This is a genomic window from Streptomyces celluloflavus (assembly GCA_000720995.1).
In the GTDB taxonomy this organism is placed as follows: domain Bacteria; phylum Actinomycetota; class Actinomycetes; order Streptomycetales; family Streptomycetaceae; genus Streptomyces; species Streptomyces celluloflavus.
In genome coordinates this window covers 113559-128904 of sequence record JOEL01000018.1, presented here as the reverse complement: position 1 = coordinate 128904, position 15346 = coordinate 113559, and the positions used below count along the sequence as shown (strand labels likewise).

15 protein-coding genes are annotated in these 15346 nt (G+C 70.3%); 12 read left to right on the top strand and 3 right to left on the bottom strand.

Features of this window, described 5'->3' with window-relative positions:
• Positions 1-350 precede the first annotated feature (350 nt).
• Positions 351-1091 carry a GNAT family N-acetyltransferase gene (locus tag IH09_RS19145; protein ID WP_052857735.1) on the top strand — a complete coding sequence of 247 codons (741 nt, stop codon included), beginning with the start codon at positions 351-353 and terminating at the stop codon, positions 1089-1091.
• Between the two features lie 354 nt (positions 1092-1445).
• On the opposite strand, the gene IH09_RS40855 is transcribed toward IH09_RS19145, so the two are convergent.
• Together IH09_RS40855 and IH09_RS19135 are read right to left on the bottom strand one after the other, a co-directional pair.
• The gene (locus IH09_RS40855) at positions 1446-1769 is read right to left on the bottom strand and encodes a zinc finger domain-containing protein (RefSeq protein WP_446750519.1); all 324 of its coding nucleotides are present in this window, start codon (positions 1767-1769) and stop codon (positions 1446-1448) included.
• Positions 1770-1947: 178 nt separating this feature from the next.
• A complete protein-coding gene (locus IH09_RS19135; protein WP_052857726.1) occupies positions 1948-2556 on the bottom strand; it encodes a TetR/AcrR family transcriptional regulator in 609 nt (202 codons plus the stop codon).
• A gap of 84 nt (positions 2557-2640) precedes the next feature.
• Between IH09_RS19135 and IH09_RS19130 the strand changes: the two genes are divergently transcribed.
• The 3 genes from IH09_RS19130 (at position 2641) to IH09_RS19120 (ending at position 5459) form a co-directional block, all read left to right on the top strand.
• Positions 2641-3066 carry a nuclear transport factor 2 family protein gene (locus IH09_RS19130; RefSeq protein ID WP_052857722.1) on the top strand — a complete coding sequence of 142 codons (426 nt, stop codon included), beginning with the start codon at positions 2641-2643 and terminating at the stop codon, positions 3064-3066.
• A complete protein-coding gene (locus tag IH09_RS19125) occupies positions 3063-3911 on the top strand; it encodes an NmrA family NAD(P)-binding protein (protein ID WP_052857719.1) in 849 nt (282 codons plus the stop codon). The genes IH09_RS19130 and IH09_RS19125 overlap by 4 nt, the downstream gene beginning before the upstream one ends.
• Before the next feature lie 369 nt (positions 3912-4280).
• Complete coding sequence (locus tag IH09_RS19120) at positions 4281-5459, top strand: cytochrome P450 family protein (protein ID WP_052857717.1); 1179 nt, start codon at positions 4281-4283, stop codon at positions 5457-5459.
• Positions 5460-5679: 220 nt separating this feature from the next.
• Here the strand turns inward: IH09_RS19120 and IH09_RS37460 are convergent, their stop codons facing one another.
• Entirely contained in the window at positions 5680-5835 is a 156-nt protein-coding gene (locus IH09_RS37460; RefSeq protein WP_094794630.1) for a gallidermin/nisin family lantibiotic, read from the bottom strand.
• A gap of 381 nt (positions 5836-6216) precedes the next feature.
• Between IH09_RS37460 and IH09_RS19115 the strand changes: the two genes are divergently transcribed.
• The 8 genes from IH09_RS19115 to IH09_RS19080 all read left to right on the top strand — a co-directional run bounded on the left by IH09_RS19115 (position 6217) and on the right by IH09_RS19080 (position 15221).
• Entirely contained in the window at positions 6217-6867 is a 651-nt protein-coding gene (locus IH09_RS19115) for a hypothetical protein (RefSeq protein WP_052857714.1), read from the top strand.
• A gap of 65 nt (positions 6868-6932) precedes the next feature.
• Positions 6933-7853: an LLM class flavin-dependent oxidoreductase gene (locus tag IH09_RS19110; protein WP_244934229.1), complete on the top strand. Its 921-nt coding sequence runs from the start codon at positions 6933-6935 to the stop codon at positions 7851-7853.
• Between the two features lie 12 nt (positions 7854-7865).
• On the top strand, positions 7866-10970 hold the full coding sequence (locus IH09_RS19105; protein WP_052857710.1) for a lantibiotic dehydratase: 3105 nt from the start codon (positions 7866-7868) through the stop codon (positions 10968-10970).
• Entirely contained in the window at positions 10957-12303 is a 1347-nt protein-coding gene (locus IH09_RS19100; protein WP_190233340.1) for a lanthionine synthetase LanC family protein, read from the top strand. The genes IH09_RS19105 and IH09_RS19100 overlap by 14 nt, the downstream gene beginning before the upstream one ends.
• A complete protein-coding gene (gene ccmA / locus IH09_RS19095; RefSeq protein ID WP_052857707.1) occupies positions 12297-12992 on the top strand; it encodes a heme ABC exporter ATP-binding protein CcmA in 696 nt (231 codons plus the stop codon). The genes IH09_RS19100 and ccmA overlap by 7 nt, the downstream gene beginning before the upstream one ends.
• Positions 12989-13801, top strand: a complete 813-nt coding sequence (locus tag IH09_RS19090) for an ABC transporter permease (protein ID WP_052857705.1) — start codon at positions 12989-12991, stop codon at positions 13799-13801. Before ccmA ends, IH09_RS19090 begins: the two co-directional genes overlap by 4 nt.
• Positions 13802-13842: 41 nt before the next feature.
• On the top strand, positions 13843-14289 hold the full coding sequence (locus IH09_RS19085; RefSeq protein WP_052857703.1) for a BlaI/MecI/CopY family transcriptional regulator: 447 nt from the start codon (positions 13843-13845) through the stop codon (positions 14287-14289).
• Positions 14286-15221, top strand: coding sequence for a M48 family metalloprotease (locus IH09_RS19080; protein ID WP_052857701.1), 936 nt, complete (start codon positions 14286-14288; stop codon positions 15219-15221). Before IH09_RS19085 ends, IH09_RS19080 begins: the two co-directional genes overlap by 4 nt.
• Positions 15222-15346: the final 125 nt, after the last annotated feature.

Below are 15346 nucleotides of genomic sequence, written 5' to 3'. Positions count from 1 at the left end.
TCCGATCCGAAAGCCGCTCGTCCGCTGACGACTTCACCTGTCCGGGCCTTGGCACACCCCACCCAACGACCCCAAACCACCAAAGTCACCGGTATTGCGGCTAGAGGTGTGCCGCGAATCCGGTGCGCCGCGCCGGCTTCAGTCCGGTTTGGGCGCGCCTGAACCGGGCCAGCGTGTACGAAAGTTCGACGATCGTGTAGTTGAGCGGTCCGGAGCCTCCACTGCTCGTGCACCCTGCCCCCTCGCGGACAGAACGGGAGTGGACCTATGGAATGACTCCGTTATGGACCTTACCGGGGGTCCACCGGTTGCCTAGCCTGGCAGCAACCGACACGAAGCGGGAGAAGAGAATGTCCGCACGTCTGAATGAATACGGCCAGCCCATCGGCCACCCGCTGCCCGACTGGACGGTCCGTCCGGCGTCCGCCCGGGTCACCCTCGACGGCCGCTTCTGCCGGGTGGAACCGCTGGACGCGGACCGGCACACCGACGACCTGTACTCCGCCTACGCCCGCGCGGCGGACGGCAGGGACTGGACTTACATGATGGCCGGTCCGTTCGGGAGCCGGGACGACTACCGCGGCTACGTGGTGACGGTGACGCAGGCGGACGACCCTCTGCACTACGCGGTCATCGACCTGCGCAGCGGCAAGGCGGTGGGCACCCTCTCCCTGATGCGCCAAGACCCGTCCAACGGCGTCGTCGAGGTGGGAAACGTGGCGTTCTCGCCCCTGCTCAAGCAGACCCCGATCTCGACGGAAGCACAGTTCCTGCTGATGTCCTACGTCTTCGACGAGCTTGGCTACCGGCGCTACGAGTGGAAGTGCGACAGCCTCAACGAGCCCTCGCGCAGGGCGGCACAGCGGCTCGGTTTCACCTTCGAGGGGATCTTCCGCCAAGCCGTGGTCTACAAGGGCCGCAGCCGGGACACCGCCTGGTACTCCGTCATCGACGCCGAGTGGCCCCAGGTCGGCAAGGCGCTGCGGGAGTGGCTTTCGCCGGACAACTTCGACGCGGACGGCCGGCAGAAGCAATCCCTGTCCGCCGTACGCGCCTGCGATGCGCACCCCGAGGCGGAGCGGGCGCTCTGAGGTTCGACACCGGATGCCGCAGGCGCTCGGCGCATCCACGCGAGTCCGAGGGCGTGCTCCACCGACACCCCGACCTGCAGGACGTGGCGGTCCTCGGTATCCCGCGCGAAACGCCCGGCGACGAGGTGGCCGCCGGCGTGATGCTCCGACGGGGCGCCGAGCAAGACCCGGACCCAACGCCTATTCGTCAAAGACCGCGTGGCGCTGTAGAGGTGCCTGCGGCGGATCAGCTACGTCGACGCCCCCGAAGAGGGCACGCGGCAGGGTTCCCCAGCGGGAGTTGGCCGACGCCGCCACCGTGCTCGCGCTGCGCGAACGCGTGCGTTAGCCTCCCGGATCGCGAAGGCCCGCGCTTCATGTCCACCGCCATGCGTTCCACCTACGCTTCCTCGGCCCGGTGCACTGTGCCGGACGCGCGGACACGACCGTCGGCGAGGTCGTGCACCTGGTCGACGCCGTCGCCGGCTCCGCCGCCACCCGCACCCCCGTGGGCACCCGCAGTGCCTTCTTCGGCCGGGGCACCATGGCGAAGCGGCGGGTGTGGCAGGCGGAGGCGACCGCGCCGCCGCGCGAGCGGCAGGGCGAGCCGGGCCGGGCGTCACACTTCGGACAGGCGTGCTGTTCGACGTCGTCGGCGTCCGTCCGGTCGCTCGGGGAGGGCTGCTGAGGGTCCGTCATGGGCCTGGGTTTTCGCACAATGCAAGTCTTGGAAGGGGGCACGTCCCGCTTTTGAGTGAGAACGGGTTCTGAGAGCAAATCCGAGTTCTGCGGGAGTTCGGCGGCTCGTGATTGATCTTGCTCGCGCAAAGGACCGTCTGCGAGAGGCCCCGCTGATCAAGGACTCGCCGATCCTTGATCACTCCTCGGCGGTCACCCCTTGCAGTGAGCCGGAGGCCAGAACTCTGGTGACGAAGTTCGCGAACTGTGCCCGCATTTGCTCCCGCGGAATGCGCTCTTCGCCGGCCAGGTGCTCGACGAGGTCGGCTCGTGTGGCGGCGAGCAGGGCGTGGGCGGTGAAGTCACTGTCGGTCAGGCCGGGGATCTGCTCCAGTACGGCTTGGAGCAGGCCGTGCCACCGCTCGTAGTGCTCCGCCTGGTACGGGCTGCCGCTCCCGTTTTCCTCCAGGGCCAGCGCGAGGCGCCGGTTGTCGAGTTTGAAACAGAGGACGGCGTCCAGCAGGGCGGGTACGCGATCCCGCGGTGGGGTCGTGGGCCCCAGGGGCGCTGGGCCGGCTTCGACGGCCTGCCTGATCGGTTCGAGCCGCGCCTCGTACAGCGCGCGGAGCAGCCCGGCGCGATCCCCGAAGGCCCGGAAGAGCGTGCCCTTGCCGACGCCGGCCGCTGAAGCGACGTCGGCCATGGTGATGTCGGCGGGACTTTCACGACGGGCGAAAAGGGCGTCGGCGGCTGCGAGCACCGCCTCCCGGTTACGGGCGGCGTCTTTGCGGGACTTGCCGTCGGGCATGCTGCTCCTCCAGTTGCAAACCGGACCCGTGGTCCGTATCGTCAAACCGGACCCAGGGTCCGTATTCTAGAGCTGAGGATACCCATGCACGCATCGACTTCTCCGGCGGATCTGTACCGCCACAGCCTGCGACTGCTGCTCGACAAGAACATTCCCGCGTGGGTCGCCCTGTGGGCCGAGGACGGCCTCATGGAGTTCCCCTTCGCCCCCGACGGCTGGCCCCGGCGTCTGGAGGGCCAGGAGGCCATCGCCGCCTACATGCGGCACTACCCCGACCACATCGACCTGCATGACTTCCCCGACCTGCGGATCCACCAGACCACCGATCCGCAGACCATCGTGGTCGAGATGCGCGGCGTCGGCCGCCTGGTGGAGAGCGACGCTCCCTTCGCCATGACCTACATCGCCGTCGTGACCGTTCGAGACGGGCACATCACCTCCTACCGCGACTACTGGAACCCCCTCGCCGTCCAGGCACCCGGCACCGACTTCACCGGGAGCAGCCGATGACCACCGCCGGCACCACTCTGGTCATCGGCGCCACCGGCACCACCGGCAGCCGCACCGCCGCACAGCTGACGGCCGCGGGCCACCGCGTCAAAGCCGCCAGCCGCCGGGCCGCCCCGGTCGCCGGCGCCGAGCCGGTCCCCTTCGACTGGTACGACCCCGCCACCCACGCGGCCGCCCTCAACGGCGTCGACCGCGTCTACCTCATACCGCCCCTGGGCGACTCCGACCCCGCGGCGACCATGCTGCCGTTCCTCCATCAGGCCCGCACCGCCGGCGTGCACCGCGCGGTGCTGCTGAGCTCCTCGGCCATCCCCGAGGGCGGCCCGGCGGTGGGAAAGGTGCACCGAGCCCTGACCGATCTCTTCGAACAGTGGGCGGTACTGCGCCCCTCGTGGTTCATGCAGAACTTCACCGGCACGCACGCGCACGCCCGCAGCATCCGCGACGAGGGCATCATCCGGACCGCCACCGAAAGCGGCCGGGTCGGCTTCGTCGACGCCGAGGACATCGCGGCCGTCGCCGTGCACGCGCTGACCGACGAGCAAGCCCCCGACACCGATCTCGTCCTCACCGGACCCGAGGCACTCGGCCACGACGACATCGCCACGGTCATCACCGAGGTCACCGGCCGAACCGTTGCCCACCACCGCCTGTCCTACGAGCAGATGCGCGACCATCTCACGACGCAGGTGCCGGTGGAGTTCGCCGCAATGCTGGCCGGCATGGACCGTGCCATCGCCGAAGGGGCGGAGGACCGCATCACCGACACCGTCCAGCGCCTCACCGGTCGGCCCCCGCGCACCTTCCGGGCCCTCCTTGAGAGGGAGATGCGATGCAGCAGCTGATGTTCCAGGACGATCAGCAGTTCTGATTCGAGACCCTGCGTCATCTCGGCCTGGCCGTCCACGGCGGCTCGGACGTCGGTGAAGTCGTCGCAACCGCCTCCCAGGTCACCTCCGGCGACTACAACGGCCGTCACGACGCCTGGCTGTCCACCGCCGAGCGTCTGGAGGCCGAAGCCCGTGCAAGCCACCCCGTCAGCGCGCGGGACGGGCTGCTGCGGGCTTCCACCTCCTACCGGGCGGCCGAGGCCGCCTCCCGCAAGGACCTCCGAGCGGACACGGAGTGGCTCCTCCTGGTGGCCGACGCCTACGCGCACCGTGTCGGGCGCGTCGCCGATGACGGCCGGCCAGAACCTGTTGGAGCCTGAAAGCATGACCGACCCGACTCAAGGCCCCAGCTTTTTCCAGGACCCCTACCCCACCTATGCGGCCATGCGGTCCAGGTGCCCGGTGCAATCCGTGCCCACCGGGTCCGATGGGCACATCAGCTATCTGGTCACCGGCTACGCGGAAGCGAGGGAAGCTCTCGGCGACCCTCGGCTTTCGAAGGACACGGCCGCCTTCTTCGCGGGCAAGGGGTCACGGCGTCGCCTGCACCCTGCGGTGGCGCACACCATGCTGGCCAGCGACCCACCCCGGCACACCCGGCTGCGCAAGCTGGTGACCAAGGCGTTCACGACCGGGGCCGTCGCGGAGCTGCGTCCGTTCATTGCCCGGGTCACCGACGAGTTGCTGGATCAGTGGCCCGTCGGCGAACAGTTCGACTTCGTGGCCGGCCTGGCGGCACCACTGCCGGTCATCGTGATCTGCGAACTGCTCGGAGTACCGGAGGGAGAGCGGCCCGACGTCCAGCGCTGGTCCGGAGAGCTGTTCGCGGCAGGCAAGCCCGATGTCATCGACGCGGCCTCGCATTCCCTGGCCGACTACATGGCGGGCCTCATCGCCGCCAAGCGCCTGGACCCCGGTAACTCTCTGCTTGACCGGCTCATATCGGCTCGCGACGGAAACGACCGTCTGAGCGAGGAAGAGCTGGTCTCTCTGGCGGTGCTGCTGCTCGTGGCCGGGCACGAAACCACCACCAACTTCCTCGGCAACGCCGCCCTGGCGCTGCTCCAGCGCCCTGCCGAGCTGGATCACCTTCGGAAGAATCCGGACGATGTCCCAGCCGTGCTGGACGAACTGCTTCGGTTCGATTCCCCCGTCAGTACAGCCACCTTCCGGTTCACCACGGAGGCCGTCACGCTCGGCGGTACCGATATCCCGGCCGGTGTCCCGGTACTGGTCGCTCTGGGAGCCGCCAACCGTGACCCGGAGCGGTTTCCGTCGCCGGACCTGCTCGACCTGGACCGAAACGCCGCCTCCCATCTCAGCTTCGGCCACGGCATCCACCGCTGTGTCGGCGCTCCCCTGGCCAAGGCCGAGGCGGAGATCGCTCTGCGAGCGGTACTGATCCGGTTCCCCGGAATCCGGCTTGCCGTACCGCCTGATCGACTGGACTGGCGGCACACCCGTCTCGTTCGCGGGCCGGCCTCGATTCCCGTCCTGGCGTAGTCCCGAAGGCCCCTGGCAAGTACCTGGTTCGGAGCGGGGGCCGGAGCGCCGGGCCCTACCGCCGGCCGGCTCTTCGGCGGGAGCGCGAAGGCGGGAGCAACGGACGAGGCGGGCCCGGACCATGGCGTGGTCCGGGCCCGTCGGGGCCGCAGCGGGGTACGGGAGTCCGGCCACGGCCCCGGCGCTCGGAACCGTCTCGCCGGAAACGGACCGGACCTGCTTACTTGCTGACGTGACAGCCCTGGGTACAGACGCTCGTGGTGCAGCCCGCGGCGGTGACGCAGCCCGGGGTGCAGAGCGACCAACTGGTGATCCGGGGGGCCGGCTCGCCGGTCTCGTTGTCCACAACCTTGGCGTCGAGGTCGAAGTCAGACATTTCTTTCCCTTTCTCCAGGTGCTCATGCGGAGTCGTTGCGAACGGTCGTCGCGTTCGCCGAGGCACAGCCTGCCAAGCGCAATTCACACGCCGATCACACGGGAGTCACACGGAAACCACCCCATTTGCCCGATATGCAGGGAAGGCGGAGGTAATTGCTCCCGGCGCTGGGGCTTCTGATACTTCTGGCGTTTCCGCAGTAATGCGGGATGCGTAATGCCTTGTTGACCATCCGACATCTTGCGATAGCGTGTAGCAAGTGTATGCACTACCCGTTGGGCGGAATGACTGAAGTCCGCGTCACGCTCGCCCTTCGGGTGATCATCGTGAATGCAATCGGGGGAGTAGTGACGAATGTCGGGAACGGCATCATCAAGGCAAGTGGCGTATATCGAAAAGATGTTCTCCGTATCGCCCGCGCTTCCGCATTTCGACTTTGACGCGCAACTGAGGGTGGATCTGCCGGCCGGGTCGCAGATCAGCGTTCTGGGCCGGTTCGAAGTCGACGGCAGGCCGGTCACCAGCAGCAGGACGATGGAGTTCATCACGGCGCTGGCCGCGGCCGGCGGGTCCATGAGCCGCGACGGCCTGCACCATCGCATGTACGAACGGGATGTGTCCGCCTCGACCCTGCCCACCTTGGCGTACCGGGCCCGCAAGCTGGGCATCGCCGTGCACTACGTGGCGCCCGGCCGTCGCTATGTGCTGCCCGAGCCCGTTGCGGTCGACGCGCTGACGGCCCTCGCTCTCGTCGAGGCGGGGAGGCCGGCTGACGCCCTGCTTCTCTACCAGGGGCCTTGTCTGCCGGAGTGCGACAGCCCGTTCGCGGTCTCGTTGCGCCACAAGGTCGAGGACCGGCTGGTCAGAGCCGTACTGGACTCCGGTGACCAGGAGTTGATCAAGGTGACGAGCCGGCTGATCGACCACTGGGAACTGGCGGAACCGGCTGTCACCGGGGACGATCCGTGCTCGGCGGTGCTGTCGGACTCCTATCTGAGGAGCCTGGGGCTCCCGCCGGCAGGGCGGCGATGAGGCTTTCGCTGCTCTTACCGACGGTTCCCGGGACGGTCGAGCAGGCCGTACCGTTCGCGCGCCACGTGGCCCATGACTCCCAGCTCACCCGCCTCTGGCAGGGCCAGAGCTACGGGCTGGAACCGGCCGCGACCTTCGCCTATCTGGCCGGAGCGGGGTATCGGGTCCCGGCGGGCACCTCCGTTCTGGTCACGCCGCTGCGGCACCCGGCCCAGGCGGCGCTGGAGGCACGGACCGTGGCCGCCGTCACCGGGCATCCGGCCGTCATCGGATACGGGCCGGGCAGCCGGGCGGTGCAACGCACCAGGCTGGGCGCGCCCTACGGCGACCCCGTCGCGGCAAGTGCCGAATTCCTGCGGGCCACCCGGGACTGCTTGGCGCAGCCCTGGGATCCCCCGGCCCGAAGCGCCGGCTCCGCTCACCGGTACTTCCACGCGGGGCAGACGTTGCCACCGGTGGCGCACCCGCGCGTCCAGCTCGCGCTGGGCGTCCTGCGGCGCCGGATGGCGCGGACCGCAGGAGAGGTCGCCGATGCGGCGCTCACCTGGCTGACCCCCGCCGACTACGTGCGGCGGGTCGTGGTGCCCGAAGTGGCCGAGGGCGCCGCCTCGGCCGCCCGGCCCCGCCCTCGCGTCATCGCCGCGGTTCCCGTGGCGGTGGCCCGGCGGGGCCGACATCCGGCCGGACTGGCCCATCTGGCCGCGGGCGGACACCTCGTGCTGCCGCACTACGCGGACATGCTGGCCCGAGCCGGAATCGACGTTTCGACAGGAGATTCCACCGCCGCCGCACGGGCACTGGTTGCCGGTGGCGCATTCCTCTACGGCAGACCCGCCGACATTGCCGCCGGTCTGGCCGAATACGCAGCCGCCGACGTAGACGAAGTCATCCTCAACCTGACCGGGGTGCAGTCCTGGTACGGCACGGACGAAACACTGCTGGACCTCAGCGAGATTCTGGCCGCAACGGCATCACTGAATTGGTGACGAATACTGCTCATGACGCGTTCTGAATATCAAATATCGCACCGCGTACTGCTCCGGTCCCCCATCCTGCCCACCGACTTCTATCCGGATCGGCCGGCCGACCGCGATCCGCTCGACGGAATTCGCCGACTGTGGTCCGAGGCGGTCTTCCGGGAGTCCGTGTGCGTGGCCAGCTCCGTTCTCGCGGATCAGGTCGACTCTCTGCTGTCGGCGCCGGCCGCCGCGGGCGGCGGTCACCGGACACACGGCAAAAAGATTCACTCGCTTTACCGGGCGCTGCTGAAATACGCGCTGCGCATCGCCACGCGCACCACGCCCTTCGGTGTCTTCGGAGGGACCGCGGTCGTCGGTCTCGGGGCCGAGCCGCTCGTGCTGGGCCGACGCGAAGAGCACCGGAAGCACGCCCGGGTCGGCTTCACCTATCTCAAGGACCTCACCGATCTCGCCGTGGCCGGCCTCGGCCCCCGGTTGCGCGTGGTGGCCAACCCCACCGCGTACCTGACCGGCGACCGCATCGCGGTGATGGTGAACCCCCAGGCGGACGAAGGAAAGGTCAACGAGACGTCCAGCGTCAGACACACACCGCCGGTCCGGCACGCCATCGGCATGGCCCACCGCCCCGTTGCGCTCGCGGCGATACGGGAAAGCCTCGCCGAGGCGTTCCCGGACGCCGACCGCGAGGTACTGGCCCGTTTCGTCGGCCAGCTCGTCCGGCACGGGATCCTCCTCACCGAGTTGACGCCGTCGGCCTTCGACACCGATCCCATGGCCCGGTGGACCCGCGCCTGCCAGGGCGGGGACGGCCGGCTGGCGCAGCGGCTGCGGGCCGCGCGGGAGGCCATCGCCTCCTATCGCGCCACCGCGGTCGGCGAGGGAACCCGCGAACTGCGGGCCGTTTACGCCGCGTTGCGGACCGACGGCAACGCGGTGCAGGAACAGCTCCAGGTCGACCTGTCCCTGGCGATGTCGGGGCAGGTGCCCGCGCACATCGCGCCGGAGATCGAGGCGGCGGTGGACGCACTGATGCGGATGTCGCTCCTGTCGTCCGGCTTCCCGGAACTCCGGCGCCATACCGAGCTGTTCGCCGACACCTTCGGCCGGTCGCTCGTCCCGCTGCACCGCCTGTTCGACCCCGTACGGGGCATCGGCGCCCCCGCCGGGTACCCGTCCTCGCCGCACCGGCCGAACGAAGGAGTGCAGCACGGCGACGAGTCCTTCCTCGCGGGCCGTCGGCTGCGGGCCGCCCTGATCGACCGCGCCCGGCGCACCGGCACCACCACCGTGACGATCACGCCGGAGGATCTCGCCGCGTTCCCGGCCGCGGCCGGGACGCCGCCGACGAGCTATGACGTGTTCTTCCAGCTCGACCGGGGAGAAGGGGAAGACATCCGGATCACGTTGTCCCCGGTCGGCGTGGCGACCCCCGCGGGGAAGGCGGGCGGCAGGTTCGCGCACGGCGACCCTGCCGTCGAGGCGCACGTCCGCGAGGTGATCGGCGCCGAGAAGGCGGTGCACGGCGACGCGCTGCTGTGCGAGCTGGACTACGTCAGCAACCGGTCGCGGGTGAACAACGTGGCGGTCGCGCCGAGCGTGTACGACTACCGGCTGAAGGTGACGACGGGCGTGTGGGAGGACGCCGGTGAGCCGGCGCCGGAACAGATCGCGTTCGCGGACCTGCTGGTCGGCGTCGAGGGCGGCCGATTCCATCTGGTCCACGCCCCCACGGGCAGGCCGGTGGAGATCCGCACGGCGAATCTGGTCACCCCGGAGATCGCCACCGGTGTGGTGCGGTTCCTTCAGGAGATCGCCTTGGACGGTGTGTGCAGGCCCGCCTGGACCTGGAGCGAGCTGGAGCCGCTGGCAGACTTCCTGCCCGGGGTGGAGTTCGGCGGCGTGACCCTCTCCCCGCCCATGTGGCGCGTCCCGGCGCTGACGGGAACTCCCGGTGAACAGGACGAGCGGCTCGTGCGGTGGGCGGCCGAGGCCGGGCTGCCGGACCACGTCCACATCGGCACGCACGACAACCGCCTCCTGCTGCACCTGGCCGACCGGATCCACCGTGACCTGCTGCGCCGGGAGGCGGGGGACGGTGCGGAGTTCGTCGCGCAGGCCCCCGCGCCGCACCGGATGGGCATCGTCCGGGACCGTGCGGGCCGCCGGTACGCGAGCGAGGCGGTGTTCTCGGCGGTCGCCCGCCGACCGGTCTCCGCTCCCCCGCCCCCGGCGGCACCGCGCTACGACGTGGCGGCCGACGCGCTGCGCACCCTCGCACCGGGCGACGAGTGGTGGTATCTGCGGGTGTACGGCGAGCGGGAGGCGCAGAACGAGATCCTGTCCCGACTGGCCGGAGCGGGCGAGGAGTTCGCGAACAACTGGTTCTACGTCCGCTACGGCGATCCCGCCGACCACCTCCGCATCAGAGTCCGTTCGGGCCCGGTGCCCTTCGAGCGGGTGCGCGAGGTGATCGGCGGGTGCGTACGGGACCGGCTCGCCCACCGCTTCTCCGTCGACACCTATGTCCGGGAACTCGAACGGTACGGCGGAGCCGGCGCCATGCCGATCGCGGAGCAGATTTTCTGCACCGAGTCCCGGATCCTCGCCGGCAGCACCCTCCTGTGCGTGGCGCCGGAGGTGACGCGGGCGGTGCACACGCTCGGCGGCAGGGAACCACTGGACGGCCCGCCGGGTTCGCTCCTGCGGGACGCCGCCCATCTGCTGGACGGGTATCTGTCGGCCCTGGAGCTCACCGACGGGGAGACCCGCGATCTCCTGGAGACCGTCGGCAACGGCTATCGGGCCGAGTTCTCCGCGGCGGGTCCCGATCTGCGCCGGGCGGTCCGTCCACTGGTGCGCCGACCGCCGTCGGACGCGGCGCTCGGGGCGAGCCCGCTGCTCCGCGACCATCTGCTGCCCGGCACCCGGGCACTGGCGGAGGCTCTCACCCGGGAGGGCCGGCCCTGGCCGCTGCGGGCGATGACCCTGCAGAGCCTGCTGCACATGTTCGCCAACCGGCTGGGCCTGCCCCGGCACCGCGAGTACCAAGCGCTCTTTCTCCTCGACGCCGTCAGGCGCGCCCAGGCATACAGGGAAGGACGATCCGGCCGTGACTGTGCATGACGAGAAGCGGGTGTCCGCCGCACCGATCGGCGAGCGGGCGCGGCGGAAGGCGGTGGACACCGGCTGGGACATTCTGGACCGGCTGCGCGACTACCGCGGTGACCTGGCCGATCTGCGGATTCCGAATCCGTTCACCGGCGAGCCGGCCGTGGCATGGCATCCGCTCAGCACCGATCCGGGCGACCTCGGTATGGCCCTGGTGTACTCGGCCGCCGACGAGCTCCGCCCCGACGACGGCTGGGACCGGCTCGCCTTCGAGCATGCCCGGCGCCTGGTCGAGCACTACGTCCGCACCGTGGACCTCGGAATCGGGCTGTTCGGCGGGTCGGCGTCGGTCGCCTACGCCCTGCGCGCCCTGTCCCGCGGCGGGGAACGCTACCGCCGGGCCCTCCACGACGTGGAGGCCACCCTGATCACGCGCGTCGAGGACAAGCTGGCCGCGCTTCCTCCCTCCGGGGGGCTGGCCTGCGCGGACTACGACGTGATCTCGGGGCTCGCCGGGGCCGGGATGTACCTCCTCGCCTCCGGTGACGCCGACGAGCGGCGGTGGGCCATGGCCGAGCGCATAGTGGACCGTTTCTGCCGACTGGTCCTCGTGCCGCCACCGCTGGGGCTGTGGACGCCCGCCGGAAAGATCACGGAGGTGGAGCGGAACGGGCCGCCCCAGCTGCACGGGGGCTATCTGAACCTCGGTTTCGCCCACGGGATTTCGGGTGTCGCGTCCCTCCTGGGCACGGCGGCGGCCCGCGGTCTGACCTCACCGGCGCTGAGCCGCGCGGTGTCGGTCCTGGGCGCACTGATCACGGACTGTCTCGTGGACACCGGCTACGGCCCCGGCCTGCCCTATTTCAAGCTGCCTCCGGACCGGCAGCGCGGGCAGCAGGGGTTGGCGCGGTCCGCGTGGTGCTACGGGAACCTGGGCGGGGCCGTCGCGCTGGCCCATTGCGCGAGGGTGGACGAGCGATTCCTCGACACCGCCATCGGCCTGCTGGAGTCCGTCGAGCGGCGCCCGGCCGAGCTGCGGCACATCGACAACCCCTCCCTGTGCCACGGGATCGCGGGCCGGATCACCGTCCAGCGGTACGTCGCCGCGGTGGCCGCCTCGTACGGGCGGCAGTGCGGCGGCCCGGCGCAGGCGACGCTTGAGCGGCTGCTGGAGATGGCTGATCCGCGCGCCGTGTTCGGACTGCGCAACGACAACGTCCCGGGGGCGCAGACCGACTCGCCCGGCTTCCTGACCGGTTCGGGCGGTGCCGCGGTCGCGCTCGTCTCCCTGGACCGGGACCGCATCACGACGGCGGAGGCCATGCTCTGCGGAGGTGCGGCGTGCTGACCGTACGGAACGTCTCGATGTCCTACCGCAAGGCCGGAACTCCGGTGTTCACCGAAGCGGACTTCACCGTGGCGGGCGGACACCTGGTGCCGGTGCTCGGGGCGAACGGGGCCGGCAAGACGACGCTGTTGAAGATCCTGTGCGGTCTGATCACCCCGACCACGGGCTCGGTGAGCGTCGCGGGCCGGGACATGGTGCGCCGCCCGGCGGCCGCGCGGGCACACCTCGGAGTGTCCCTGTACCCGGAGCGCAGCTTCTACTTCCGGCTCACCTGCGCCCAGAACCTGCGCTACTACGCCTCGTTGCGCGGTCTGTTCGGCGCCCGCGCCAAGCGCGAGGCGGCGGACGTCCTGGACCGTGTGGGGTTGTCGGAGCAGGCCGGCACACCCTTCATGAGGCTGTCCCTGGGGCAGCGCAAACGTCTCGGCCTGGCCCGCGCGCTGCTGGGGCGTCCACCACTGCTGCTGCTCGACGAACCCACGGCGAACCTGGACGCCGAGAACGTCGCACGGTTCCACCGGATCCTCGCCGGCCACGCCGAGGGCGGCGGCAGCGCCCTGTTCTCCACGCACAACGAGGACGACGTGCGGACGGCGACCGGACGGTTCCTTCAGATCGGGGCGGGACGGGTCCGCCACGCATCGGCGGCCGGCTCACCCGAACCGGCGTCCTCGCAGGAGGTGCGGTGAACGTCGTCCGGCAGTTCGGAGTCCATGTGCTCCAGATCTACTGGGAGCGCCGCTCCTACCGGACCGCCATCGCGCTGGGCACCGTCACGGGCCTGGTCTCCCTGGTCCAGTTCCTCCTCATGGGCAAGTTCCTCCAGCAGGGGAACACGTTCGCCGGCATTCAGGGGTACGGCGGCAACATCATCAGTTTCCTGATGTCCGGATCGGTGTTCACCGGGTTCGTCGCCGTCAGTCTGGGGGCCTTCAGCAATCACCTCCAGACCGAGCAGCGGACCGGCACCCTGGAATCGGTGGTGGTGATGCCCGTACCGCTGACCCGGGTCATGCTGTTCTCCGGCGTCGGTGGGCTGATCGGGACCACGTTCGGCTCCGTGGTCATGTTCGGGGTGTTCGGAGCGGTCTTCGACGTCCCGGTCTCCGTGAACCTGCTGGCGACACTGGCCGTCCTGGCTCTGCTGGTGCTCACCCTGGGCAGTTTCGGACTGGCCGGCTGCGGCGTGCTGCTCATCACCAAGCGAGGTGATCCGGTGCGCTGGGGCATCACCACCTTGACCACGTTGCTCTCCGGCGTCATGTATCCGGTCTCGATCCTGCCCGGCTGGCTCCAGTCCGTCGCGAGGGCGCTGCCCACCACCCAGGCGCTGGACGGGATACGCAAATCGCTCCTGGTCGACGCCGGTCTGGCGCAGGTGGCACCGTCGCTGACGCACCTGGCCGTCTGGTCGGCGGTGATGCTGCCCATCGGGCTGGCCACCTTCGCGGCCGGGATGTCCCGGGCGCGGCGCGAGGGATCGATCGGCGAGTACTGAACATCTGCCGACGGGAACAACGAACTGCTATGGTTTGTAGCATGTCACCGCGGGATGCACGGCGTCAGGGCCTGGCGGCTCACTTCGGACCGCTTGAGCTGGCGATTCTCGACGTCATGTGGTCGAAGGGCGAGCTGGATGTCGCCGGCTGCGTCCGGCACCTGGACGGCGGCCAGGCGTACACCACCATCAAGACGGTGATGGAGCGTCTGGTCATCAAGGAACTGCTCGACCGCCGCAAGGAAGGCCGCCAGTACGTCTACTGGCCACGGCAGTCCCGGCGCGAGGTCGAGCAGCGCGTGGCCGCCGAGCAGGTGCGCCAGGTGGTCGACGGATTCGGCGACCTCGCCGTGGCGCACTTCGTCCGGGCGGTCAGCGGCGACGCCGGGCAACTCGCGCATGTGCGCGCCCTGCTGGCCGGCATCACCGACCCGCCTCGTGACTCCCGTGCGGAGGAACCGCCGGATGCGCCGGGGGGTGCCGCATGAGTGCGAACTGGCTGGGCTACCCGCAGGTGATGCTCGCGGTATGGTGCCCGCTGGCCACCGTCGGCGCATGGCATCTGCTGCGCCGCCTGACGCTGCGGTTACCGCCCCGCGAACGGTTCACCCTCGCGGTGGCGGCCGCCTTGACTCCCCTGCTGGCCGTGGCCGTGCCCTACTTGCCGCACAGCCCGTTGCGCGAGGCGCTGCCGTGGCGGGCGCCGATCGCCTGGGGCATCAGCAACGGCATCACTGACGCCGACCCCGCACACATCCTGTCGGCCCTCGGGTCGCAGCTGATACTGGCGGCCTCCGTCGTACCGCTGGTGTCACTGGCCGTATCGTTCGCGGCCGGTGCGCTACGCGTGGCGCGCACCGCACGTACGGTCACGATGCTGGCGCCCCGCCAGTGCGGCGGCATCTGGATCGTGGACGACGACGCCGGGTCCCCGCGGAGCCTGGCCAGTACGGTCGGCCTGGTGCGCCCCCGGATCATCCTGGCCGCCGCCGTGGCGGAGTCCGCCGAGGCGTCCGCGATCATCCGTCACGAGCGCGCCCACGCACGGGCGCATCACCCATTGTGGATCTTCCTCGCCACCTGTGCCCTGCGGTCGTGGTGGTGGATTCCCGGGCGGAAGGCGATCCTCGGCGAGATGCGGCTCGCCGCCGAACTCCGGGCCGACCAGGAGGCCCGTGAGACCTACGGCGCCGCGGCCGTGGCCCGTGCCCTGTGCGCGCAGATCGAGGCCGGCTCCCGGGCGGCCGGTCGCGGCCTCGCGCCTGCCGGGGGCGGCATAGCCTTCCTCGACCCCGGCATCGAACTCACCCATCGCGCCAGAGCGCTGGCCGACCCGCCCCGGACGCTGCCGGCCTGGCAGGCGTGGTCGGTCCGTGCCGTGATCGTGGCGGCCGTCGGCGCCGCGGCCATCCTGCTCTGAGACTCCCGCGCGGGCCGCCCCCGGCGGCCCGCCGAGCGCTCGCCACCGTCAACGCATGAGGCATCCCCACACCCAAATGTGCTACAGCGCGTAGCAGAAAGGAGTGCCATGCAACCGGCACCGGT